This is a genomic window from Acinetobacter higginsii, assembly GCF_000369845.1.
GTDB classification, from domain to species: Bacteria; Pseudomonadota; Gammaproteobacteria; order Pseudomonadales; family Moraxellaceae; genus Acinetobacter; species Acinetobacter higginsii.
On sequence record NZ_KB850211.1, the window covers coordinates 202,439 to 227,574 of the forward strand.

At 41.6% G+C, this 25,136-nt stretch carries 19 protein-coding genes; 7 read left to right on the forward strand and 12 right to left on the reverse strand.

Annotation, left to right across the window (positions count from 1 at the left end; all coding sequences use genetic code 11):
* Nucleotides 1-49: 49 nt before the first annotated feature.
* The 4 genes from F885_RS18985 to betI form a co-directional block, all read right to left on the reverse strand.
* Nucleotides 50-832 carry a TorF family putative porin gene (locus F885_RS18985; RefSeq protein ID WP_005312411.1) on the reverse strand — a complete coding sequence of 261 codons (783 nt, stop codon included), beginning with the start codon at nucleotides 830-832 and terminating at the stop codon, nucleotides 50-52.
* Nucleotides 833-898: 66 nt separating this feature from the next.
* The gene (gene betA / locus F885_RS18980; RefSeq protein WP_005312413.1) at nucleotides 899-2,593 is read right to left on the reverse strand and encodes a choline dehydrogenase; all 1,695 of its coding nucleotides are present in this window, start codon (nucleotides 2,591-2,593) and stop codon (nucleotides 899-901) included.
* A 92-nt stretch (nucleotides 2,594-2,685) separates the two neighbouring features.
* Nucleotides 2,686-4,158 (reverse strand): betaine-aldehyde dehydrogenase, encoded by a 1,473-nt coding sequence (gene betB, locus F885_RS18975; RefSeq protein ID WP_004804721.1) that lies wholly within the window; start codon nucleotides 4,156-4,158, stop codon nucleotides 2,686-2,688.
* The gene (gene betI, locus F885_RS18970) at nucleotides 4,151-4,777 is read right to left on the reverse strand and encodes a transcriptional regulator BetI (RefSeq protein ID WP_004804724.1); all 627 of its coding nucleotides are present in this window, start codon (nucleotides 4,775-4,777) and stop codon (nucleotides 4,151-4,153) included. Before betI ends, betB begins: the two co-directional genes overlap by 8 nt.
* 264 nt (nucleotides 4,778-5,041) lie before the next feature.
* Here betI and F885_RS18965 point away from each other — a divergent pair, with 264 nt between their 5' ends.
* Both F885_RS18965 and F885_RS18960 read left to right on the forward strand, forming a co-directional pair.
* Nucleotides 5,042-6,652, forward strand: a complete 1,611-nt coding sequence (locus tag F885_RS18965; protein ID WP_005312417.1) for a BCCT family transporter — start codon at nucleotides 5,042-5,044, stop codon at nucleotides 6,650-6,652.
* 117 nt (nucleotides 6,653-6,769) lie between these two features.
* Nucleotides 6,770-8,830 (forward strand): choline transporter, encoded by a 2,061-nt coding sequence (locus F885_RS18960; RefSeq protein ID WP_005312420.1) that lies wholly within the window; start codon nucleotides 6,770-6,772, stop codon nucleotides 8,828-8,830.
* 52 nt (nucleotides 8,831-8,882) lie between these two features.
* On the opposite strand, the gene F885_RS18955 is transcribed toward F885_RS18960, so the two are convergent.
* The 3 genes from F885_RS18955 to mqo form a co-directional block, all read right to left on the reverse strand.
* Nucleotides 8,883-9,338 (reverse strand): hypothetical protein, encoded by a 456-nt coding sequence (locus F885_RS18955; protein WP_005312423.1) that lies wholly within the window; start codon nucleotides 9,336-9,338, stop codon nucleotides 8,883-8,885.
* Between the two features lie 42 nt (nucleotides 9,339-9,380).
* Complete coding sequence (locus F885_RS18950) at nucleotides 9,381-10,622, reverse strand: MFS transporter (protein WP_005312428.1); 1,242 nt, start codon at nucleotides 10,620-10,622, stop codon at nucleotides 9,381-9,383.
* A gap of 79 nt (nucleotides 10,623-10,701) precedes the next feature.
* Complete coding sequence (gene mqo, locus F885_RS18945; RefSeq protein WP_004804731.1) at nucleotides 10,702-12,342, reverse strand: malate dehydrogenase (quinone); 1,641 nt, start codon at nucleotides 12,340-12,342, stop codon at nucleotides 10,702-10,704.
* A 619-nt stretch (nucleotides 12,343-12,961) separates the two neighbouring features.
* Here mqo and F885_RS18940 point away from each other — a divergent pair.
* From F885_RS18940 to F885_RS18925, 4 genes are all read left to right on the forward strand, one after another.
* Nucleotides 12,962-13,975, forward strand: coding sequence for a DUF1852 domain-containing protein (locus F885_RS18940; RefSeq protein WP_005312430.1), 1,014 nt, complete (start codon nucleotides 12,962-12,964; stop codon nucleotides 13,973-13,975).
* 27 nt (nucleotides 13,976-14,002) lie between these two features.
* Nucleotides 14,003-15,031, forward strand: coding sequence for a methionine synthase (locus F885_RS18935; RefSeq protein WP_032858873.1), 1,029 nt, complete (start codon nucleotides 14,003-14,005; stop codon nucleotides 15,029-15,031).
* Nucleotides 15,032-15,118: 87 nt separating this feature from the next.
* On the forward strand, nucleotides 15,119-15,610 hold the full coding sequence (locus F885_RS18930) for a flavin reductase (protein WP_005312434.1): 492 nt from the start codon (nucleotides 15,119-15,121) through the stop codon (nucleotides 15,608-15,610).
* Nucleotides 15,611-16,217: 607 nt separating this feature from the next.
* Nucleotides 16,218-16,781 (forward strand): TetR/AcrR family transcriptional regulator, encoded by a 564-nt coding sequence (locus F885_RS18925; protein WP_032858976.1) that lies wholly within the window; start codon nucleotides 16,218-16,220, stop codon nucleotides 16,779-16,781.
* A 66-nt stretch (nucleotides 16,782-16,847) separates the two neighbouring features.
* On the opposite strand, the gene F885_RS18920 is transcribed toward F885_RS18925, so the two are convergent.
* Together F885_RS18920 and F885_RS18915 are read right to left on the reverse strand one after the other, a co-directional pair.
* Nucleotides 16,848-17,393, reverse strand: a complete 546-nt coding sequence (locus F885_RS18920) for a DUF4411 family protein (RefSeq protein WP_005312438.1) — start codon at nucleotides 17,391-17,393, stop codon at nucleotides 16,848-16,850.
* Complete coding sequence (locus F885_RS18915; protein ID WP_005312440.1) at nucleotides 17,394-18,539, reverse strand: ImmA/IrrE family metallo-endopeptidase; 1,146 nt, start codon at nucleotides 18,537-18,539, stop codon at nucleotides 17,394-17,396. It abuts the gene before it with no gap.
* Between the two features lie 321 nt (nucleotides 18,540-18,860).
* Here F885_RS18915 and F885_RS18910 point away from each other — a divergent pair, with 321 nt between their 5' ends.
* Complete coding sequence (locus F885_RS18910; protein ID WP_005312442.1) at nucleotides 18,861-20,147, forward strand: hypothetical protein; 1,287 nt, start codon at nucleotides 18,861-18,863, stop codon at nucleotides 20,145-20,147.
* A gap of 337 nt (nucleotides 20,148-20,484) precedes the next feature.
* Here F885_RS18910 and F885_RS18905 read toward each other — a convergent pair whose 3' ends face one another.
* From F885_RS18905 to F885_RS18900, 3 genes are all read right to left on the reverse strand, one after another.
* Nucleotides 20,485-21,768, reverse strand: coding sequence for a ribonucleotide-diphosphate reductase subunit beta (locus tag F885_RS18905; protein WP_005205654.1), 1,284 nt, complete (start codon nucleotides 21,766-21,768; stop codon nucleotides 20,485-20,487).
* 143 nt (nucleotides 21,769-21,911) lie between these two features.
* A complete protein-coding gene (locus F885_RS20430; protein ID WP_004804753.1) occupies nucleotides 21,912-22,043 on the reverse strand; it encodes a hypothetical protein in 132 nt (43 codons plus the stop codon).
* 75 nt (nucleotides 22,044-22,118) lie between these two features.
* Entirely contained in the window at nucleotides 22,119-24,953 is a 2,835-nt protein-coding gene (locus F885_RS18900; RefSeq protein ID WP_005312445.1) for a ribonucleoside-diphosphate reductase subunit alpha, read from the reverse strand.
* Between the last annotated feature and the right edge of the window lie 183 nt (nucleotides 24,954-25,136).

Sequence of the window (25,136 nt, forward strand, 5' to 3'; positions counted from 1 at the left end):
CTTTGAATCAAGCGGCTTTTTTATGTCAGATGATGCCATCTGGCTTGGGTTAGAAACTTTTGGTCAATGACAGGGTCACAGTTGAATCAATCGGATTCGATACTTTGGCGTTGGGATTACCATTGCTGTATTGCTGATAAAAACCGTCTTTATCCCATGCTTTGCTATAGGTCAAACTGCTAGAAAGATTGTAGGGCAGTTCTTTGTTGACGGCAAAACTGGCATCTTGGAAGTTGGCAGCAGAAAAGTTTTTAATGCGTTGATTACCATAATGCGCATCGACCGACCAGCCTTGAGTAATCGGTTGATGCCAATTGACATCCAGATAACCTGAGCCACGTGAATGCTTATTGTTGCCGACGCCCAAAGTATCCGAGTTATTGCCGAAATAATCTTGGGTATAGGTAATCGCATATTTAACGCTGAGTGGCCCATAGCTGATCTCAGGGATAATTTCCCCATAATCAAAACGGGTATGGCCTGTATCCGCAGTGGTTTTTGCCCCTGGATAATAGTAATAGGCGATTTTGGTGCCGACAGTTAAATCGCCAAAACTGCGGCTATAACCCGTATATACATCCCATTCAACAGAGGCATCACGAATAAAATGATCACTTACCGTCGATGCCCAAGTCCCTGCATAAAAACCGTTGGCATGGTTGTAATCCAGTCCACCTTGTAAGGCAGGTTTACCCCAAGTTTGTTGAAAACCGCGAGAAACGTATTGGCTAGCCGCAGTGATATTGGCTGAGTAGGGTGAAGTGGTTTCAGTGGCGTGGGTGCTTTGAAAATAAAAAGCCAAAGGTACAATTAAAAATAAGGTTTTTTTCATCATTTCTCCCTGAATGAAGTGAAACCCGAAGCCAAGCTTCGGGTATCCCCTAAAGGAATTTCTTGCTTATTGTATTGGACGTAACGGCGCTTGACGTACAGGTGCTGTACCCGCTTTGTAATAAGCCGCTTCAGAGCGAGGGAGTTTCTTGCCACGGATTTTGTCGGCAATTTTTTCTGCGATCATAATCGTGGTGGCATTCAAGTTACCAGTAATGATCAATGGCATGATGGAGGCATCGACCACACGCAAGCCTTGTACGCCGTGAACGCGACCTTGACCATCGACTACAGCCATCTCATCTTCGCCCATCTTACAGCTACATGATGGGTGAAATGCTGTTTCGGCATGGGTGCGGACGAATTCATCTAGTTCTGCATCGGTTTGGATATGTTTACCCGGACTGATTTCTTCACCACGATATGGATCAAGTGCAGGCTGAGCCATGATTTCACGGGTGATACGGATCGCATCACGGAATTCACGCCAGTCTTGTTCAGTTGACATGTAGTTGAACAGAATACTTGGATGCTCAAACGGATCTTTTGATTTCAGCTTGATACGACCACGCGACGGTGAGCGCATTGAACCGACATGGGCTTGGAAGCCATGCTCTTTTACTGCATTACTACCGTTGTAGTTAATCGCAACAGGTAAGAAGTGATATTGGATATTCGGCCAGTCAAACTCTTCCGAGCTACGGATAAAGCCACCCGCTTCGAACTGATTGCTCGCGCCAACGCCAGTGCCATTGAATAACCATTCAGCACCGATTGCAGGCTGGTTATACCATTGCAGTGCAGGGTAGAGTGATACCGGTTGCTTGCATTGATATTGCAAATACATTTCCAAGTGGTCTTGCAGGTTCTCACCGACACCCGGCAGGTCATGTACCACATCAATATCCATCGATTTCAGGAAGTTGCTTTCACCCACACCTGAGCGTTGCAAGATTTGTGGCGATGCAATCGCACCTGCACAGAGCAAGACTTCACGTTTGGCTTGTGCCTGTTTCATATTGGCTTTGTCTGCGCCAATAATATATTCCACACCCACCGCCTGTTTTTGATTAAACAAGATTTTATTGGTGGTGGCATGCGTGACGATGGTTAAATTCGGGCGACCTTTGGCTAGATCCAGATAACCACGGGCAGTACTTGAGCGACGACCTTTTGGGGTCACAGTACGGTCCATTGGACCAAAGCCTTCTTGTTGATAACCATTTAAGTCATCGGTACGTGGGTAACCCGCTTGTACGCCTGCTTCAACCATGGCGTGGAACAAGACATTGTTGCCATTTTTAGGGGTTGCAACTGACACAGGGCCTTTGTCACCGTGGTAGTCATTACCACCGATATCACGAGTTTCGGCTTTTTTGTAATACGGTAAGCAGTCTGCATAGGTCCAGTCTTCCAGACCTTTCATGGTTGCCCACTGATCCAAGTCCATGGCATTACCACGGATATAGCACATGCCATTAATCAATGAAGAACCACCTAAGCCCTTACCACGACCACATTCCATACGGCGATTGTTCATGTGTGGTTCAGGATCGGTTTCATAGGCCCAGTTATAGCGACGACCTTGTAAAGGAAAAGCCAAAGCGGCTGGCATTTGAGTACGGAAATCTAAACGGTAGTCTGGACCACCTGCTTCCAATAATAAAACAGTCACGTCTTTATCTTCAGTCAGACGTGTTGCGAGCACATTTCCGGCAGATCCTGCGCCAATGATAATGTAGTCATATGCTTGAGTATTCATCGTTATCCCTTTTTTCTATTCTTGAGGATGCCGATGCAATCATGGGATTGCTCGGCATTGAGGATTAATTTTGAGGGTGAAAGCTGAGGGCATTAGAAAATGCTGTGATACTCACCCAACTCAACTTGAACGGATTTGATACGGGTGTAATGACCCAAAGTGGTTAAGCCATTTTCACGACCAACACCAGATTGCTTGTAGCCACCGACTGGCATTTCCGCAGGCGATTCACCCCAGGTATTGATCCAGCAGATACCTGCTTCAAGTTGATGAATCATGCGATGTGCTTTGGTGATGTCTTGGGTTACGACACCTGCGGCTAAGCCAAAGGTAGTGTCATTGGCACGACGAATCACTTCTTCCTCAGTTTCATAGCTGAGAATGCTCATCACTGGACCAAAGATTTCTTCTTGTACAATTGCCATATCATCTTGGCAGTTGCTGAATACCGTCGGGAGTACATAAGCACCTTTGGCTAAGTCACCTTCAGTGGCACGGCCACCACCGATTAATAGTTTTGCACCTTGCTGTTTGCCTGACTCAATGAACGACAATACTTTTTCCATATGCGGGAAACTGGTGAGAGGTCCGAAGTTGGTTTGCTCAGCCATCGGATCGCCGATACGGATACGTTTTACCCGTTCCACAACGGCTGCTTCAAAATCCGCAAGTAAGGCTTTTGGCACAAACACACGGGTACCATTGGTACAGACTTGACCTGAGCTAAAGAAGTTTGCCATCACTGCGATATCCGCAGCACGGTCGAGGTTGGCATCATCACAAATAATCAGGGGTGATTTACCGCCAAGCTCCATCGTGACTTCTTTCAAAGTCGAACCCGCAGCACTGGCCATCACTTTCTTGCCTGTTTCGACACCACCCGTGAACGAGATTTTTTCAATCACAGGATGTTCAGTTAACCATTGACCGATATCACGACCCGCACCTTGGACCACGTTAAATACGCCGTCTGGTACGCCCGCTTCGGTATAGATTTCAGCAAGTTTAAATGCAGTCAGTGGCGTGGTTTCGCTTGGTTTGAAAATCATGGCATTACCCGCCGCTAGGGCAGGCGCAGATTTCCACATGGCGATTTGAATTGGATAGTTCCAAGCACCGATACCAGCCACTACACCGAGGGGTTCACGGCGGGTATAGAAGAAGCTTGATTCGCGCAGTGGCACTTGCTCGCCTTGAATCGCGGTTGCAAGACCTGCGTAGTATTCGAGTACATCCGCGCCTGTCACGATATCCACGGTCGAGGTTTCGCTATAGGCTTTCCCTGTATCGAGGGTTTCGAGCTGAGCAAGTTCATCATTACGTTCACGTAAGATATCAACTGCACGACGTAAGATGCGTGAACGCTCCATCGCCGTCATCGCTGCCCAGATTTTTTGGCCTTGTTGTGCGCTTTGAACAGCCGCTTCAATGTCTTGTTGTGAGGCTTGTTGAAGTGTTGCGATCACTTCACCGTTGGCAGGGTTAATGCTGTTAAATGTTTTGCCACTGGTCGCTGCGACATAACGTCCGTGGATATATAACTGGTGAACTTGTGCATCACTCATTCTGTTTCTCCTGCAAAGGCTTGTTCGCAAATTGAATTTGCGTTTTTACATAATCGTAAGCAATGGAACGGGCCAGTTGGCTGTCAAACTCGTCGTGACTACTTAAACTGCCGCGTAACCATAATCCGTCAATCAAAGCTGCTAATCCGCGAGCAGCGATGCTTGCCTGTTGTTTATCATCGACCAACATAAGAAAATAATGTTTCAAGTTGGAATACAGGCGTTGATCATTAATTCGTTGTAAACGTCCAAGTTCGGGAAGGTGCATACTGGCAGACCAAAAGTCTAACCAGACCCGCATGGCTTGTTTGTTGACCTGACTGATATCGAAGTTGGAATCAATAATGGCCTTGATCTGGCTTTCTGGATGCGTATCTGCTTCGGCTTTGTATTGGTCAGTCTTTTGACGCAAAACGTTGAGCATTTCTTGCATACAGGTATTGATCAATCCTTGTTTGTCACCGAAATAGTGACTCACAATACCAGTCGATAGTTCGGCCTTTTTTGCAATCTGTGCAATGGTGGTATTGGATAACCCCACTTCAGAAATTACATAAAATGCGGCGCTAATAATCTCTTCACGTCGCACATGCTCTGGTTTTACTCTACGCTTTGTCATGCTTATCCATTTAAAGCCCTGCCAAGGTGCTTTTTATTCAACATTTCTCGATGTAGAGCATCATAACATTTTTTTATCATACTTTTTATTGATTGAACGTTCAATCAATAAAAAGTATAATCTGTAAAAATCAATGAATTTTTGATTGGAAAGAATAGAAGTAGCGTAATAAATCAAAGATTCTTATGGATAAGGCGATAAGCAGAATTGAACACTTATCACATTATTTTTTAAGAAAAAACACCAATTGCAAGGAGCAAGAACATGGTGTCAGAAAGTAATGAAGGGTCCCCATCTGAACCTATACGTTTAAATTTGTTTGTTTTTTGGAGCTCTGCAATCAGTATCGGCATTTTTGGCCTATTGTTTGTGTTGTTTCCACAGCGCAGTCAGTTCTGGTTAACCTATATACAAGGGCAGGCCAATCAATTATTTGGTTGGTATTACATGCTGGTAATCGTGGTTTGTTTAGGTTTTGTTGCTTGGCTGGCCTTTTCTCGGGTTGGGCAGATTCCATTAGGTAAAGATGACGATAAACCTGAGTTTGGCTATCTGGCTTGGGTGTCGATGCTGTTTTCCGCAGGGATCGGGATTGCGCTGCTGTATTACGGTGTAGCTGAACCCGTTGACCATTTTATTCGACCGCCAGAAGGTCAGGGTGGAACCATTCAAGCAGCACGTGATGCCATGATGTATAGCTTTTTACATTGGGGCATCCATGGTTGGGTGTTGTATGCCTTATTGGGTGTGACACTCGGTTATTTTGCTTTTCGTCAGAACTTGCCATTGGCATTGCGCTCTGCGCTATATCCAATCTTTGGTGAACGTATTCATGGTTTGATCGGTGATTTTGTTGATGGTTTTGGGATTTTAGCCACAGTCATTTCTTTGGTGACGAATCTCGGTATCGGTGCTTTGGTACTGGTTTCGGGCGTGCATTATCTCTTACCTGAAATTCCAAACAATCAAACCACATTGATTACGGTGGTGTTGCTGATGATGTCAGTCGCGACCATGACCACCGTGGTTGGAATTGAAAAGGGCTTGGCTTGGTTATCGCGTATTAATTTGCGTTTGCTCTATGCGCTCTTACTATTTGTATTCCTCACAGGGCCAACCAACCATTTACTTAATGGTTTAGTACAGAACGTGGGGGATTATCTCGATCATTTTCTAGCGAAGAGCTTTGATATGTACCTCTACAATGCTAAAGCAGGTGAGTGGTTAGGTTCATGGACAGTGTTCTATTGGGCGTGGTGGATTGCATGGGCACCATTCGTGGGCATGTTTATTGCGCGTATTTCCAAAGGCCGTACCATTCGTGAAGTTGTGCTCGGTGTCTGTCTGATTCCATTGGGTTTTACGCTGGCTTGGATCTCGATTTTTGGTAACACCGCAATCTATTTTATTTTGGAACAAAAGCAAAAAATCTTAGGTGATCTGGTGTTAACCGATCCTGCTTTGTCCTTATTTAAGCTTCTCGAATTTCTACCATTCAATCCTTATGTTGCTGGGATTGTTGTTGTGATTTGTTTCGTATTGTTTTTGACCCCTGTGGGTTCTGGTACACTCATGATCGCAAATCTGTCCTCGAAAGGGGGTAGCAATGAAAGTGACTCACCGATTTGGTTGCGAATTTTCTGGTCTGTGGTGATTACCATTGTCAGTATCGGGCTGCTGTTGGCAGGGAGTTTTCACTCTATGCAAAGCGCTGTGGTACTGTGTGGTTTGCCATTCTCCGTTATTATTTTGCTGTATATGTTTGGCTTGGCCAAAGCACTGAAACAGGATCAGTTTCGTCCTACGCCACCGCAAGTGATAACGCAGGACACTCAGTCATCACATCACACTACTGAAAAATCAGAAATATTGTAATTCGGGTAAATAACTTTTGTTTTTCATTTTCTATTCAGATATGTCTTTTCATTGATCGAGTGATGAAAAGACGTGGATGAATATTTTCTTTTTCTTCTCTAACTCCCTGAGGATTGTATGGCGACAGATAATCCAAGAGCGGTTGATGATGCTACATTAGCGAATAAAGACCATTTAAATCGTGTGGTCTTCTATGTTTCAGCTCTACTTATTTTAACATTTGCACTTGTTACGATTTTATTTAACGATTTTGCCAACCATTTGCTCAACGTGGTGCTGGCTTGGGTCAGTGATAAATTCAGCTGGTATTACCTATTAGCTGCAACATTGTATTTAATCTTTGTGGTTTTTATTGCTTGCTCACGTTATGGCGATATCAAACTCGGTCCTAAGCATTCCAAACCTGAGTTTAGCTTACTCAGTTGGTCAGCGATGTTGTTTGCGGCGGGGATCGGAACAGATTTAATGTTCTTCTCTGTTGCAGAACCTTTATCTCATTATATGAATCCGCCTGTGGGTGAAGGTCAAACCTATGAAGCTGCGCGTCAGGGTATGGTTTGGACGCTGTTCCACTATGGTTTAACCGGTTGGGGTATGTATGCTTTGGTCGGGATGGCCTTGGGTTACTTTAGTTATCGTTATAACTTGCCACTGACCATTCGTTCCGCGCTCTACCCAATTTTTGGTAAAAAAATTGATGGTCCAATTGGGCATAGTGTAGATATTGCAGCGGTTATCGGGACGATCTTTGGTATTGCCACCACCTGTGGTATTGCCGTCGTTCAGATCAATTATGGTTTGCATGTCTTATTTGGTTGGCCTGAAAACCTGTTGATTCAGTCGGCACTGATTTTAGTTGCCGTCATTGTCACCATTATTTCGGTGACAGCTGGGGTCAATAAAGGCATTAAGGTTTTATCTGAAATCAATATTTTTGCCGCAATTGGCTTAATGTTGTTTGTCTTGTTCTTGGGCAATACCGGATTTTTACTCAATGCATTGGTACAAAACTTTGGTGACTACATCAGTCGATTCCCAAGTTTGGCCTTGGAAAGTTTTGCCTTTGATCAGCCTAAAGACTGGATGAACAGCTGGACCTTGTTCTTCTGGGCATGGTGGGTAGCTTGGTCACCTTTTGTTGGTCTGTTCTTGGCGCGCATTTCCCGTGGCCGTACCATTCGTGAATTTGTTTGCGGTACCTTAATTATTCCATTGTTGTTCACCATCACGTGGTTATCTATTTTTGGAAACAGTGCTTTATATAACGTCATTTTTGAAGGCAATACGGCACTGGCTCAAACAGTTCTGACTGATCCTGCGCATGGTTTTTATGACCTATTGGCGCAATATCCGTGGTTTGCATTTATTGCAGGTGTGGCGACGATTACAGGTCTATTGTTCTATGTAACCTCTGCCGATTCTGGTGCGTTGGTTTTAGGGAACTTCACCACTAAATTTTCCAATGTTGATAATGATGCGCCGCGCTGGTTGAGAGTATTTTGGGCAACTGCAATTGGTTTGCTCACCTTGGCAATGCTGATGGCAAACGGGATTACCGCACTGCAAAGTGCTACGGTGATCATGGGCTTACCCTTTAGTTTTGTCATGTTGTTGGTCATGGCGGGGCTGTACAAGTCTTTGCGTCTGGAAGATTATCGGAAGGCGAGTCGTAGTATGAATGCTGCGCCTGTGGTCGGAAACGTGGATATCCTGAACTGGAAAAAGCGTTTAGCCCGTGTGATGCATCATCCGGGTACCAGTGAAACCCAGCGGATGCTTGATAGTGTCTGTGAGCCTGCAGTACGCACAGTTGCCGATGAACTGGTTAAACGTGGTATGCAAGTCGATGTCACCCAAACAGCATTGGAAGACAACGATGCACTCTATCATTTAGATTTAACCATCTACTTGGAAGAAGAGCACAACTTCGTTTATCAAATCTGGCCGGTACGTTATATCGCGCCAAACTTCAGTGAGCGTGGTAAACGCGGAAAGCAGTTCTACTACCGTCTGGAAACCTTCTTGTATGAGGGTTCACAGGACAATGATCTGGTTGGATACACCAAAGAACAGGTGATTAACGACATTCTTGATAAGTACGAACGTCATATGACCTTCTTGCATATCAATCGTATTAGTCCCGGAAATCGTCCTTTGTATCCAGACTCTCAAGATTAGTCTGCTGAATAATAAAAAACCTCACGTGAAGTGAGGTTTTTTATTGGCCTGATTATAAGGCCCCATATTTTTGCCATGTTTCACCCGTTTCATAGGTTTTATAATGGCTTTTGAGTTCATGCAGAGATTGGGTCTGGTAGATCGCAAAGATGATCATGATCAAGAATAAGCTAATCAATTTAATGGCGCGTTTATTCTTATATTCATCTGAATAGAGGTAGAAAATACAATAGAAGGCAATCATCAAATAGGTGCAAAACAGTGAGTTAAACACCAGATAAATCAGCAAGGCAGCGGTCGTTACCAAAGCAATTCGGTTTTTTAAAATCGTTGGGCGTAAGCTCAGAATGTTCAATATCAAAAGGCCAAACGAGGTCCAGAATAGATAGGCATGCCCACCGATAATGACAATATAGGTCGATTGCAGCCACAGCAAGACCAGCCATACAAAAACGGAAAAAATAATAAATTTAGATAGGCCAGAAGACGCGGGCAAAGTATGTTTCATATGACATTGAATTTTAAAATAACTATTTGTTTAATACGGGGATTAAAAACGGAACTTCAATAAATCTTTGGTCTTGAGCTTGGTTAAGACAACGCAGAGCAAAGACAGTGAACCACCCATCAACATTGCAGGAATCACGCTGAAAAAGCGTGTCATCACACTCGACTGCAAGGCACCTAATTCATTACTCGAGGTGACAAAAATGCCATTAATGGCAGCGACACGTCCAAGCATGTCCTTGGGGGGAATCAGTTGCAGAATCGTTTGACGAATGACAATGTTGATACTGTCACATGCTCCCATAATAATGAGAACTGCGACTGAAAAATACAGCTGTCTGGTAACAGCAAATAACAAGGTACACAGGCCAAAGCCTGTGACGGCAATCAGCATGATCTGCCACGGTCTAGATTTTGGTGGATAGCGAATTAAAATGATCATCATCACCAATGCACCAAAAGCAGGTGCTGCGCGTAATAGACCAAAACCATCTGCACCGATATGTAAAACATCTTGGGCAAAAATGGGCAATAGCGCGATGATGCCACCAAAAAAAACGGAGCTCAGATCGAGAAACATCGCCCAAAAAATAATTTTAGTTTTAAAAATAAAATGCAGCGCTTCTTTTAGACTCTGAGTTACTGACTCTGTTTGGATTTGAGGAAAATCTCGTTTTTGCAAACACCAGAGGGCAATACTACCACTTAAAAAAAGTGCCACGATGACGCTAAAAGTAATGTCTAAATCCAGATGAGCCAGCAGGAAGCCACCAATGACGGGAGCGAGGATACCACTGGCTTGCCAGCACATGCTGGTCCATGTGGCGGCATTGGTATACAAATGCTCCGGTACGACAAAAGGACGTAAAGAATTAAAGCAGGGACTGTATATGCCGCGAATACAGCCAAATAAAAACAGAATACTCAAGGATGAGATTAATAATAAATTTGCACTGATGGTTTGAGTGTGGAAAAGATCAAAGCTTATCCACAAAGCAATTGATAAGGGGATGGCAAAGCTAAAGCTGATCTGCAAAATACGCTGCCGATTAAAACGGTCAGCAATATAACCACCCCACAAAGAGAGGACGAGAAAGGGCAAAAAATCCATGATCCCGACCAAGCCGAGGATAAGCGGATTCTTGGTAATTTGATATAGATAATACGCGATCAGCACTTCTTGAATCAGCACCGCAAAAGTCAGGCAGCATTGATTGATGGTCAATAACGTGAAGTCACGACTGGCAAATGCAGCAAAAGCAGAATGAGGTACAGCAGAGGACATAAGGCGTAGATTTAAAACATACAAATAAAGAAAAAGGGAAGAGCTGAAACTCCTCCCTTTTTGATGTGCTTAGCGTTACTTATTGAGCAACAGCTTCAGCTTTAACAACTTTCTTAGCAGGAACTAAGTTTGCTGGAGTCGTATAGTTCAAGCCTAAAGTTGAACTTGAGTACTGACGGATTTGATCTAACAACGCTGGATCGGTTGAAAGGTCTTTACCATAAGAACGTACGATTTCATGTAACTTAGCATTCCATACACCTTTGGTTTGCTCAGGGAATGCTTTTTCAAGCAAGTTAAGCATGATGTAAGGTGATGTAGACGCACCTGGAGAAGCACCTAACAATGCAGTTACAGACTTATCTTTAGATGCAAAGATTTCTGTACCGAATTGCAATTTAGCAGGTTTGCCCGGCTCTTTTTTGATGATCTGAACGCGTTGACCACCTTGTTGTAAATGCCAGTCTTTTGGATCAGCTTCAGGGTAGTATTTTTTCAACTCATTGAAACGATCTGCATCAGACATTAACACTTGGCTTACCAGATACTGAACAAGATCAGCATTTTGTAGACCAATTGCAGCCATAGGCAACACGTTGTTTTTGTTGGTCGATGCAAGCAAATCAAGCTGTGAACCATTTTTCAGGAACTTGTTTGAATAAGTTGCGAATGGGCCAAACAACACATATTTTTTACCGTCGATATAACGAGTATCGATATGTGGTACAGACATCGGAGGCGCGCCAAGATCAGCACGACCATACACTTTAGCAGTGTGTTTTGCTGTTACCGCAGGATTGTCAGTTACAAGGAACTCACCACCCACAGGGAAGCCAGCATATTGTTGCGCTTCTGGTAAGCCAGTCATTTGCAATAATTTAATTGCAGCACCGCCCGCACCAATAAACACAAAACGTGTTTTCACATGATCAACTTTGCCAGATTTCAAATCTTTGAAAGCCACAGACCAAGTGTTGTCATCGTTTTTACTGATGCCTGTCACTTCAGTTGAAGTGCTGAGTTTGAAGTTTGGACTCTTTTCAAGGTTGCCAATCAACTGCTTGGTGATTGCACCGTAGTTCACGTCAGAACCAACGTCCATACGGGTTGCAGCCACTTTTTGTTGAGGATCACGACCGTCCATCACCAATGGTGCCCATTGTTGAATTTCAGCTTTGTCCTCACTCAATTTCATACCAGCGAATAACGGATTTTGAACCATGGCAGCATAACGCTTTTCCATGAAATTCACGTTATCGCCCCATACGAAAGCAATGTGTGGTACTGGGTTAATAAAGGTATTTGGTGTTTCGAGTACACCTTGCTTCACTTGGTATGCCCAGAACTGTTTGGCAATTTCAAACTGACCTGCCACGTTTACAGCTTTAGAAATGTCCATTTTACCGTCTTTTTCTTCGGTATAGTTCATTTCCATAAAGCCTGAGTGGCCTGTACCCGCGTTGTTAAAACCGTTTGAACTTTCTTGTGCAACAGCATCAAGACGTTCATACATGCGGATATTCCAGTCGGGTTGTAATTCGTTGAGGTAAGTACCTAAAGTAGCACTCATGATCCCGCCGCCGATGAGTACAACATCGACAGTTGGTTCGTTACTGGTGGTTTTAATTGCCTTAGACGCAACTGGTCTAAAAAGAAAGGCAATTGCAATAATAATTAATACTACGAGTAGTACTAATAAATATTTCCAAAATTTTTTCATTCAATTTACCTTAAAAATTAAATGACGCTCTATATGACAAGCGATATAGAGAGAAAGAATTTAAATGATGATACAGGCGCAATAAAGGCACATCAGTACGGCAAGGGATCGCCTTAACACTGATGTTGAAGAAGTTAGTTCATGAATTTTACTTTAATTTAGACGGTATTTTGGTTGAACTAATGTTTCAAAATGTACAAATCAAGCCGACTTTGATGATTTGTTGTGTGAAAGTTGTAGAAAGTTCTAGTAAATCTTAGACTTATGGTTTAGAGAGATCAGTCACATTTTGACCAAATAAGATGATTTAGATAATAACAAAATGCGTGTTTTAGCATCAATGAGGGATGCAATCGAAGAGAGAACAATGCCGCTTGGTATGATTTATATACACCCTATGCGTTATCCAGATCAGTCCGAAATCCCCTGAGCGATATTCATCTTTCAACGTGTCATCAACCGAGGATGCTGAGCCATTTTCATCTCAGCAAATGTATTAAAGTGAATTTCATTCATTTTGGACTTAGATTAAATCATTTTTATTCATCTCTTGATTACGGTATAAATCACTCTATACAGAAATTCAGATTTATCTCAGAAATTAGGGTGGCGGATTAAAATGAGTAGCGCATTTAATTTTACGATCAAGAGTATTCGTTTTGATGAGAACTATTACCCATCAGAAAATACCCGTATTACAACCAACTTTGCCAATTTGGCTCGTGGTCAAAGCCGCCAAGAAAATCTGCGTAATACCCTAAAAATGATCGACAATCGTTTCAATACCTTGGCGCATTGGGATAATCCAGAAGGGGATCGTTATGCGGTCGAGCTTGAGATTATTTCTGTTGAGATGAAGGTTGAAGCGGGCACTGACAGCAATGCATTGCCTTTGATTGAAATTTTAAAAACCAATATTGTCGATAAAAAAACCAATGAGCGTATTGAAGGTATTGTTGGCAACAACTTCTCTTCTTATGTACGTGATTATGATTTCAGTGTGTTATTGCTTGAGCATAATAAAAATCAGTCTGGATTTAGCACACCAGAGAACTTCGGCGACTTACATGGCAACTTGTTTAAGAGCTTTATTGAGTCAGAGACTTACAAGGCAAACTTTAAAAAACCACCTGTGATCTGCCTCAGTGTTTCCAGCAGCAAGGTCTATCAACGTACTGAAAATCAACATCCAGTATTGGGGACGGAATATTTGCAAGATGAATATTCATTAACGGATGAGTATTTCCAGAAAATGGGCTTAAAGGTGCGTTATTTCATGCCGCCAAATAGTGTTGCGCCGTTGGCCTTCTATTTCTCTGGGGATTTGTTGGCGGATTACAGCAATCTGGAATTGATCAGCACCATCAGCACCATGGAAAGCTTCCAGAAGATTTACCGTCCTGAAATTTACAATGCCAATTCAGTGGCAGGCAAATCGTATCAACCAAGTTTGAGCAACCAAGATTATTCACTGACTCGCATTGTATATGACCGCGAAGAACGTAGTCGTTTGGCGATTGAACAAGGGAAATTTGTTGAAGAACAATTTATTAAACCTTATCGAAATATTCTGGAACAGTGGTCTGCCAGTTATGCAGCACAAAGCAACTCGCAAAAAAGTTACGCGCACTAATTTATTGAAAATATAAGGTTATTGATGATGAAAAGATTATTACCAACGTCGACTGCGGGTAGCTTACCGAAACCGTCTTGGTTGGCAGAGCCTGAAAAGCTTTGGTCGCCGTGGAAACTGCAAGAGCAGGGTCTAATTGAAGGTAAACAGGATGCTTTACGTTTGTCTTTGCATGAACAGCAAGTGGCAGGGATTGATATTGTCAGTGATGGCGAGCAAACCCGTCAGCACTTTGTGACGACATTTATTGAGCATCTTACCGGTGTTGATTTTGAGAAACGCGAGACGGTGCGCATCCGTAATCGTTATGATGCCAGTGTGCCAACTGTAGTTGGTGCGGTATCTCGTCAAAAGCCTGTTTTTGTTGAAGATGCCAAGTTCTTACGTCAGCAAACCAATCAACCAATTAAATGGGCGTTGCCAGGGCCAATGACTATGATTGATACGCTATATGATGCGCATTATAAAAGTCGTGAAAAATTGGCATGGGAATTTGCCAAAATCCTGAATGAAGAAGCCAAAGAGTTAGAAGCGGCTGGTGTGGATATTATTCAGTTCGATGAACCTGCTTTTAATGTGTTCTTTGATGAAGTAAATGACTGGGGTGTTGCGACTTTAGAGCGTGCGCTTGAAGGTTTGAAATGTGAAACTGCGGTGCACATTTGCTATGGTTATGGCATTAAAGCCAATACCGACTGGAAAAAGACCCTCGGTTCTGAATGGCGCCAATATGAAGAGGCTTTTCCAAAGCTACAACAGTCAAAACTTGATATCATCTCGCTCGAATGTCACAACTCGCGTGTGCCGATGGATCTGATTGAATTGATTCGCGGTAAAAAGGTAATGGTCGGTGCGATTGACGTGGCGAGCAACACGGTTGAAACGCCAGAGGAAGTTGCCGATACCTTACGTAAAGCACTTCAATTTGTCGATGCAGATAAGCTCTATCCATCAACCAACTGTGGTATGGCACCTTTGGCGCGTGATGTTGCACGTGGCAAGCTGAATGCATTAAGTGCAGGTGCAGAAATTGTTCGTAAAGAACTACAAGGCTAAAATGCACTGATGTTGTGAGGTTGAAAGGGCGAGTATGTGCGCCCTTGATACCACCGTAAAGCTCGGGTTTAATTGAGGTATAAAGTGATGGTTGAAGCAACAGATTTTAGAGATGCAATGTCTTTACTCACCAGTGCGGTCAGTGTGATTACCACCACGGGCATGTCTGGTCGTTTTGGCTTTACTGCATCTGCTGTATGTAGCGTCACCGATACGCCTCCGACTTTATTGGTGTGTATGAATCGAGCATCGAGTTCGCATGTGCATTTCGTCGACAATAAAATCTTAAGCGTGAATGTGTTAAGTGCAGATCATCAACATATTTCTAAAGCCTTTTCGTCTAAGTTAAGTCCAGAAGAACGTTTTAAACACGGTGCTTGGTCAGAGCTGGAAACAGGTGCGCCTGTTTTGGATGATGCCTTGGTGAATTTCGATTGCGAGATTGATCAAATTCAGGAAGTGGGAACGCATACGATTTTTATTTGTCGTATTGTGGCGGTTCAGCAAAGTGGACATGATCAAAGCTTGGTGTATTTTAACCGTGCTTATCACCAAGTGGGGCAAACTGAAGTCGCTTAAAGCAGGATGCTTTAAGCCGATTGGTTGATTATTAAAATACATTTACATCATAATTTAAAAATAATAAACAATATAATCTATTGAAAAATAATAATAAAATCACTTTGGCCCAAAGTGTAAGATTGACACCCTTAAACTCACCGATTATTCTTTAAGCGCTGGCCTACATCGCCAGCCGGTTTTAGCAGACCGTTTCCTAAGTGCATTGAAAAACTTTGTTTTTTTGATGTAGACTCGTTCGTCCCCCTTTTGTAGCGGTAGGGCGAAAGGGGGACGCCTTCGGGCGTGCTGATTCTTAGGTTCAGTCTGCTAACCCTCTTTCACCCTGCCACCATAATCTTTATGTCTTGGCAGAATTCCGAAGGATTTAGGAGTTGGCCATGCACTGTATTTTTATTCTTCTTCATTAGTCTTTGACAGGGTTTGAATGCGCTTCGTAATTCAGACAGTGCTTTGTCACGACTAAAAAATCATATCAACAATAAAACTTGAGATGCGCTCAGGCCGTCTTATCGGGTCTTTGCATGCCTTTTTTTGCTTATTGCAGCATAAATGGCCGCTTGATCGGGTTGAGCAACAACAAAAATTATTCAATCATGGAAATGATATGCCACCTTTTGCTTTGACTTATCGTGCTTTAAAAGTCTTGGATACCTCGCAAACACTGTTTAACCAATATGGTTTTCATCATGTTGGGGTCGACCTGATTATTGATGCGTCGCAAATTGCCAAAGGCACCTTTTATAAATACTTTCACTCCAAAGAGCATTTGGTTGAAATGACACTGAGCTTGCAGAGAACGGCACTGAAGAAAGAAGTCCGTTCAATTCTCTATGCCAATAAACATCTATCAGGGCGTGAAAAGCTGAAACGGATTTTCTTTCTGCATGCCGATATAGAAGGGATGTACCATTTATTGTTTAGGGCGGTTTTTGAAATTAAAACCCGTTATCCGAAAGCTTATGAGATGGTGGTGGAATACCGAAACTGGTTGATTCGTGAAATTTATATGTTGTTGGCAAGGACTGATATTAATGCTGCAAAAGCAGATGCACAGATGTTTTTGTTTGTGGTGGATGGGGCAATGGTGCAATTGTTGAGTGGGAATAAGGTGGATAAAGGGAAGTTGTTGGAAGGATGGTTGGTGGGGAAAGTCTTTATTCTAGAATAATTAAGATAAGTAGATTTAAAGTAAAATTATTGATTAGGATTGACCGTTTTAATAAATTTTTAAAAATTAGTCTAGGGTAAAACTATATCTTTGGAATAACTGTAACCAAGAATAAGATTGTACCCCTATTAGGGCACAAATATCTGGAATCTTGACTTGTTCTTTTCTCCGGGCTTTTGTTTGAAACGTATCCCAGTCTTCACCAATAAAACCAATTTCTCCTGTAATTACATAACCACTTTTATTGTATTTTTGAGCTGTAGCAATTAAGTCGACATCAGGTTCGTCTTTAATTGCATGAGCTGATGTTGCTGAAAATGGATAGCTTAATAATCTTGTACGAATATTTAAGATCCCACTGCCGATCTCATCACGATCAATAATCATTACTCTAAAACGAACAAGAAATTCGTTAAAAATATTCTCATCAAATTCAAACACAAGGCATTTCGAACGGGTTTCTTCTAAGATTGAAGAACAAATACAAAACTTGGTTGTTGTTGTAAGCGTTAAATCATCCAGTAATTCCCATAATTTAGGGAAAGTCTGTTCTGGATAAACCCTATAACAAAGATCTAAAAGAGCATTGGTGTCTAAACTTAAGTAAATCATTTACATATACACCCGCTTCTGTACATCTTGTAGTGTACTTAATTTGTAGGAAGCTTTAATTCCTAAAATATCTTTAGCTGCAGTTGCAGAAATCGTGTTATGTGACATTGCTGCAATAACTGTCTGTACAAAATAACGACCATATTTACTAATAATCCGCGTAGAAGCAGGAATATGCGGTTCATTATTTTTATTCTTTTCTATCCTCTTAAAATCGAGTGACTGGAGGTATTCTTTTAAATCTTGTTCTGTAATATATCCAGCTAATTTCAATTGTATTGCAATAGCAGGGCGACTGGCTTTTGCTTTTAACCGTACTTTTTGAACAAGTTCATCGACAGATAGGTTTAATTGATAGCATTCTTCAAGTAGTTCTAATGGAGCAATTACATGACCTGCAACGGAATCACAGTAGCGTTCAGTGTTGTTATGGTTTGCAATAGTATTTATTTTTCCATCAAAAACACTTTGGCGTAATCCTAAATGTACTAATTCATGCATGATCGTAAAAAGGCGCCTTTCAGCAGCTTGTCCTGTGCTTAAAACAACAATAACTGGCACTACATCAAACCATAAACAGAATCCATCTGAACCAAAAGGCTCTTTAGAGGTCTTTTCAATTACTAGAATATCCTTAGATTCAAAAATATTTCTCCAAGAACCATAATAATCATTATGACCTGTCGTTCTTTTTTGATTCTTTAAGTCAAAATATTCAATAATCGTCTGTGCATCTATAATGGCATTTTCGCCTGAAAGAATTAAATTAAATTCCAGTGGTTCTTCGCCCATTGTTTCAAGAACATAAAGGTAGTCATTTCTAGCTTTTAATGCTTCTCTGATAACAGATTGGTATGCATAAGACGTATTAAATACGTCATTCATATTGCGATGGTCTATTATTTTAGGAATATCAGCAACATACTCAAGTTCGCTATTTGTTAGATAGACACTTGGTACAAATAAAACCTTAGCAATCCTTTCTAATTCACTTAATTTAAGAATTGGTTTTGCATCATTGATAATACTGGTTATTTTCTCAATAGGCAGTTCTGATTTTTTGGCGAGTTCATTCGCAGATAGGTTGCCTATCTGTTGCATATAGCGTTCAATTGCTATGGGCGAATGTTTTACAAAATCAGTCATTTTTTTACTCAAGATTAAGTTTTATGATTGTAATCAAAAAAGATGACAGATGCATTGGCTTTCTTGTACCATTAATCACTTTAAGATGGTTTTGAAATCAAGTATTTGATTTTTATTAATATATGTTTATTTAACTCTGCTATTTAAACGCTCTGAACCGATATCAGATGACACATTAGGCTGACATTTTTTACTGAAAATGACACATGATATTGTCATATATTACAGCTATTATTTTTTAGGAGTTCATAATTAGACTTGATTGTGAAAGTTAAATGTTATTTTATCAATTTAAAAATTTAACTAAAGCTGTACCGAATAATGATGAATGACGAGTGGAATTTTGATCTACATGAAATAATTTCAGATATTGCTATGGCATCTGATTTGTCAGACTCTCTTGAAATTTATAAGAATAATATTTCAAGATTAAAAGGATATAAATTTGTGTTTGCTAATGCAAATCTTAAAGGGTTTGCTACTGGTATCTCTATAGATAAAGACTTCCCAAGTGGTGGGGTTGTAAGAAGTTTATATGGGCACGAAAAGGTCTTTGTCCTTGATGAAGTTACCTTCGAAGAAATGGCTGAGAATAAGACTGCTCAGTTTGCAATAGACTATTCCATTTCCTTAGATACACAAGCATTAAGCTATCTCAATCCTTTTATTTATACACCTAAATCCAATCAGCTACATGATAAAATTAGAGAAGTGTTTGACTTTATATCTCAAGAACACGTATGGGTTGATTCGTCTCCATATGATTTAGAGAATAGCTTCAATCTATTAGATTCCAAAAATCATGGAAAAATATTCAATAAAGTGAGAGCTTATGAATTTCTAAGAAACTTAGATGTAAAAAAATATAATTCAACCAAAGAGATATCCTGCCATCTTTCTGATGTAGAGCTTATAAAGGCTACACAAGAGCATCTCGCACATAAATTTCATGGATTAGAAGATTTAAGAGTAGTCGAAGGATTAAAGAGAAGGTTTAACATAGTGTATGTGCTGCTTTTAATTATAGCGATCGTTCAGCTTGGCCATAAAAGAGCAAGCTTGTTCGAAAAAATGAAATTATATTTCGAGTATAACGACAGATTTCTTGCTGCAATTAGCTTAAGAGAAGCTATCTTGGCGCGGGAGTTTTTTGTAAAGCAGCAAAATTTATTATTTTTTTCCAAGGTACAAATTAATAAAAAGGGAATATTTTCTGAACTTAGAAATATGACTTGGGATGTTCTTCATTTTAAACAGTTAGAAGAGTCGGCAACTTTCAAGCTTAATAAAGAGGCAAGATATTTTTTCCCAGCAATTTTAACCTTTGATCAGAAGTTTATTGAGATAATTGAATTATTCAAACTCAAATCTTTGGTTTATAATGATAAAAATAATATTTTTCCATTTTATTTGAAAAATATTGATGATTTCGATGGGCTTAGTCTCGATGAGAAAGAGTTTCTAAAGCAAAATTTCTTTTCTAAACTGGCGAAGATCTCTCGTGCGATGAGGTTAGAAGATGCTAAAAATAAATTGGCAGATTCGGTTGGTTATTTAGAGGCTCAGCTTTCAGAGATCACAGAGGTTCCAATCGATTATCTAATTTAGATAATGCTTATAATCATATTTTCCAGAAACACACATATTCCACTGGAATATGTGTGTTTCTTTGTAGGAGATCAAAATCAATCTTTATCTTACTAGAGTGAAACACTTACATCGCCGTAATCCTTGATAGGAAATCAATTTTTCCTAGCGAGAGTATCCTAGCTTTTTAATAGTTAGTTTTCTTCTAAAAACTGCGCCTGTATCAATGAAAAGCAGTTATGCAGTTGCATTGTCTGTGTTAAATGATTTCTTCGTAAACCCAAAAAGCTGGCATGCTTTGCATGACAGCTTTTATTGCAACCTATGATAATTTATGTGTCGCGTGACGATATTCAACTTACCAGCTTAACGCACCACCAGTTTGATAATCAGTTACACGCGTTTCAAAGAAGTTCTTCTCTTTACGCAAGTCCATCATTTCAGACATCCAGCCAAACGGGTTAGTTACACCAGCAAACTGCTCAGGTAAACCAAGTTGCGCTAAACGACGGTTACAGATGAACTTCAAGTATTCTTCCATCATGCTTGCATTCATACCCAATACACCACGTGGCATCGTGTCACGCGCATATTCGATCTCAAGCATGGTGCCTTCAAGAATCATTTGAATCACTTCTTCTTGGAACTCAGCCGTCCACAAGTGCGGGTTCTCGATCTTGATCTGGTTGATCATGTCGATACCGAAGTTCAAGTGCATAGACTCATCACGCAAGATGTACTGGAACTGCTCAGCAACACCGTTCATCTTGTTACGACGACCCATACTCAAGATTTGAGTAAAGCCACAGTAGAAGAAGATCCCTTCAAGTACGCAATAGAACGCGATCAAGTTACGAAGTAAACGTTGGTCGTTTTCAGGCGTACCAGTGTTGAAAGTCGGATCACTTAAAGATTGAGTGTACTTCAAGCCCCACGATGCTTTACGTGCAACACTTGGAATCTCGCGGTACATGTTGAAGACTTCGCCTTCGTCCATACCCAAAGATTCGATACAGTATTGATAAGCATGGGTGTGAATCGCTTCTTCAAATGCTTGACGCAAGATGTACTGACGGCATTCAGGGTTGGTAATGTGACGGTAGATCGCCAATACCAAGTTGTTTGCAACCAATGAGTCCGCAGTCGAAAAGAAACCTAAAGAACGCATGATGATGGTACGCTCATCTTCAGTTAAGCCATTTTCAGACTTCCAAAGCGCGATATCATGGTTCATGTTGACTTCTTGCGGCATCCAGTGGTTTGCACACCCGTCTAGATACTTCTGCCAAGCCCACTCGTATTTAAACGGAACAAGCTGGTTTAAGTCAGCGCGACAGTTGATCATTGCTTTATCATCAACCTGAACACGCTGTGCACCCATCTCAAGCTCTTCCAAGCCAGGTGCAGCATCTAAATGTTCTAAGGCAGCAGATGCTCGTGCCAACGAATCGGTGGGATTTGTTGATCGCACGGTACTGGTTCCAGCGGGTTGTGCAGCAGCCACGCGCGGCGATGATTGCTCTGAATCAGATACCACTTGCGTATTAACCGTTTTTTGCGTGTCGATGGGCGCAGACTTGTGTTCAGGTGCAGTCGGTTTTTGCGAATCATCTTCAAAATCGTCCCAACTAAGGATAGACATATTCATTCTCTCTTCGTTGCTTTATATCTTTTATTTAGACATCTCAAGCAAGGAGATGTCCTACTATACGCTCAATTTGTGTAAGCAAAATTAAGTTTTATTGACTGAAATTTTAAAAGGTGACCAATGGACACCGATAATCCCTAAAACTTATTTTGCTTACGCTGTTGTTTACGTATTTTAAAAAATGCGTAAACCATTGGAATATAAAACACTAGAAAGGCACAGATCAGGACTATCACACCAAATTGATAATTATGACTGAGATGGAACATGATCTATGCCTCAATAGAAACCTTTCTCGAACTCCCTCCTAAAAGGAGAGGGAGTTTATGCAGAGAGGTGTGAAATTACTGACAAGCTTCGCAGTCTGGGTTGTCAATTGAACAGGCCAATGGCACTGGCGCTGCTGTTGAGAAACCATCATCTTCAGTTTGAACTTCAGCTTTTTCTGCTACAACCGCTGCTGCCGCAACCACAGGCGCTTCAACCGATGCTGGTTTAACTGCATTCAGTGCACCCGTATTGATGGTTGATTTCTCAGCCGATGTTGCACCTAAAGCGCGGAGGTAATAAGTGGTTTTAAGACCACGTAACCATGCCATCTTATACGTGATGTCAAGTTTCTTACCATTCGCGCCAGCGATGTAAAGGTTCAATGACTGTGCTTGGTCGATCCATTTTTGACGACGTGATGCAGCATCTACGATCCAGCGAGTATCCACTTCAAATGCAGTCGCGAAGATTGCTTTTAGTTCTTCAGGAATACGCGCAATCTTTTGAACTGAACCTTCGAAGTGTTTCAGATCATTCACCATTACCGTATCCCAAAGACCACGTTCTTTTAATGCACGAACAAGGTAAGGGTTGATCACGGTGAACTCACCAGAAAGGTTAGATTTCACATACAAGTTCTGGAAAGTTGGCTCAATGGATTGAGACACGCCACAAATGTTAGAGATGGTTGCAGTCGGTGCAATCGCCATCACATTTGAGTTACGCATACCGTCTTTTTGAACTTTGGCACGTAAACTGTCCCAGTCTAAACGTTGAGTACGATCCACTTCGAACATACGCTCTGGACGTGATTTCGCAACGATTTCTAAAGAGTCGATTGGCAAGATACCTTGATCCCACAATGAACCTTTGAATGTTGAGTAAGCACCACGTTCAAGCGCAAGGTTGCTTGATGTTTCAATCGCGTAGTAACTGATCACTTCCATCGATTCATCAGCGAAATCAACGGCTGCATCTGAGCCATAAGCAAGATTCATTTCATACAATGCATCTTGGAAGCCCATGATACCCATACCCACAGGGCGGTGTTTCAAGTTCGATGTTTTCGCTTGTGGTACAGCATAGTAGTTAATGTCGATTACGTTATCGAGCATACGCACCGCAGTTTTCACTGTACGCGCAAGCTTTTCACGATCTAATACGCCACCTTGAACGTGTTGTACAAGGTTGATCGAACCTAAGTTACAGACCGCGATTTCATCTTGGTTTGTGTTTAAAGTGATTTCTGTACACAAGTTAGATGAGTGAACCACGCCCACGTGTTGTTGTGGTGAACGTAAGTTACATACGTCTTTGAATGTGATCCATGGGTGACCCGTTTCGAACAACATCGAAAGCATTTTGCGCCATAAATCTTTAGCACGTACTTTCTTGTGTAGCATGTTTTGTTCTTTTGCTACAGCTTCGTAGTGTGCATAACGCTCAGCAAATTCTGCGCCTGTTAAATCATGCAGGTCTGGTGTTTCAGAAGGTGTGAACAATGTCCATTCAGCATCTTCAAACACACGTTGCATGAACAAGTCAGGAACCCAGTTCGCTGTGTTCATGTCGTGGGTACGACGACGGTCATCACCTGTGTTTTTACGTAGCTCTAGGAATTCTTCAACATCCAAGTGCCAAGTTTCGAGGTATGCACAAACTGCACCTTTACGCTTACCGCCTTGGTTTACCGCAACGGCTGTATCGTTCGCAACTTTAAGGAACGGTACAACACCTTGAGATTTACCGTTGGTGCCTTTGATATAAGAGTTCAATGCACGTACAGGTGTCCAGTCATTACCTAAACCACCCGCCCATTTTGATAGCATTGCGTTGTCACGCATTGCACCATAAATGTCATACAGGTCATCACCGATCGTGGTTAAGTAACAGCTAGATAATTGCGGACGCAATGTACCTGAGTTAAATAGCGTTGGTGTAGAAGCCATGTAGTCGAAGCTAGACAATAAGTCATAGAACTCGATTGCACGATCTTCTCTATTTTCTTCATTGAGCGAAAGACCCATTGATACACGCATAAAGAATAATTGTGGTAATTCAAAACGCACGCCATTTGAATGGATGAAGTAACGGTCAAATAAAGTTTGTAGACCTAAATATGTGAATTGGTTTGAGCGTTCTGGTTTGATCGCAGCAGCCAATTTTGCAAGGTCAAAATCAAGCAAGTCTTTAGAAAGAAGATCAAGCTCAATACCTTTCTTCAAGAAGGTTTCTAAAGCATCACCTTCTAAGGTGTCTGTCGGTAGACCGAGGAACTCTAAACCTGTGCTAACGAGTTCGCTACTAAGTAAACGCGCAGTCACATAAGTATAGTTTGGCTCTTGTTCGATACGGGTACGCGTTGCCATCATCATGGTGGTCGCGATATCGCTTTCTTTTACGCCGTTATATAAGTTCTTCACCGTTTCATCAAGAATGGCTTGAACATCAATTCCTTCTAGACCTTCACTTGCAGTTTCAATGGTGGCTGTAAGCGCATCCAAATCCAATGGTTGGAGCTGACCATTGGCATCTGTAATTTGAAGGGTAGGGTGATGGTTCGCACCAGTTTGCTGACGAGCACTTGCGCGTTGGTCACGATAAATGACGTAGGCACGTGCAACTTTTTGCTCGCCTGTACGCATCAATGCCAATTCAACTTGGTCTTGAATTTCTTCGATATGAATCGTACCGCCAGAAGGCAAACGACGATTAAATGTGTTCATTACCATTTCAGTCAGTTGAGTGATACGGTCATGGATACGACTTGAGTCAGTACCTTGTTGACCTTCAACAGCTAAAAATGCTTTCCCAATCGCAACAGAAATTTTCTCGGCATTAAATGTCGCAATCTCACCGGTGCGCTTAATGACCTGAAGTTGGCCAGGAGTAGAAGTGATGATGCTCATGTCAGCATAGCTCCATTATCATCTATTTTTATGTTCATGGACCGTTTGAATCGAGCAAAAAGTATGCCACGATGTTTGAGGGATAAACACAATACTTAGTGGTTAAAGTTTATTTTCAACACAAGATACGGGATTTTTTGCAGTAGATCAATCCTTGACTTTTTACTAATTTTTTTTTCATGT